We start from the raw sequence: 750 nt of genomic DNA on the forward strand, positions 1-750 counted from the left end.
GCCCATACCGGTTGGGCCGACCAGATGCAGATGATCCAGTTTCTCAAGAACCTCGCCATTGCGGGCGGCTTCCTCGTGCTGGCTTCCTCGGGCGCCGGCGCCTATTCGATCGACGCCAAGCGCGGCTGAGCCAAAAACTGGCAATAGCCGAACAAAAAGCGGCGCGGAATTTTCCGTGCCGCTTTTTCGTTATCGGTGTATGCCCGCCGATCTGCTGGCCGGAGTTTTCTGCTAGGATAGGGGCTATCGGGACGAAGCCGGCCGGCGGCCGAGGGAGGTGAACATGCCCCGCAACGCGCTGCTCCTGCTCTCCCGGCTGCTGCTCGCCGCCCTGTTCGTGCCCTCCGGTTTCCAGGCATTGAGCGACATAGCCGGCACCACAGGCTATTTCGTAAACCTCGGCCTGCCGCTGCCGGCACTTGCCGCCTGGGGCACGGGACTGTTCGAAGTGATCGCCGGGCTGCTCGTCCTGGTCGGTTTCCAGACCCGGATCGCGGCGCTGCTGCTCGCTGCCTTCTGCATTGCCGCCGGGTTCATCGGCCATTACGGCCAGGGCGGCGGCGACGCGATGCTCTCCTTCCTGCACCAGCAGATGCTGATGAAGGACATTGCGATATCAGGCGGATCTGTTGCGCTGGCCATGGCCGGTGCGGGAGCCTGGTCGGTCGACGGGCGCGGCCATCGCATGTGGAATTCCTGAGATGTCTGCCCGGCACGGACCCCCGCCCCTAACCCCTCCCCACAAGGGGG

General features: G+C 64.9%; 2 protein-coding genes. Both read left to right on the forward strand.

All coding sequences use genetic code 11. The annotated features are described in order from the left end of the window. Positions 1 to 129: DoxX family protein (locus EN893_RS39725; RefSeq protein ID WP_164750265.1), on the forward strand; the 129-nt coding region annotated here is incomplete at its 5' end. Between the two features lie 154 nt (positions 130 to 283). Next, positions 284 to 700: a DoxX family protein gene (locus EN893_RS36300; RefSeq protein ID WP_127272143.1), complete on the forward strand. Its 417-nt coding sequence runs from the start codon at positions 284 to 286 to the stop codon at positions 698 to 700. The last annotated feature ends 50 nt before the right edge of the window (positions 701 to 750 follow it).

This window comes from Mesorhizobium sp. M7A.F.Ca.CA.004.04.2.1 (assembly GCF_004022825.1).
Classification (GTDB): Bacteria; Pseudomonadota; Alphaproteobacteria; order Rhizobiales; family Rhizobiaceae; genus Mesorhizobium.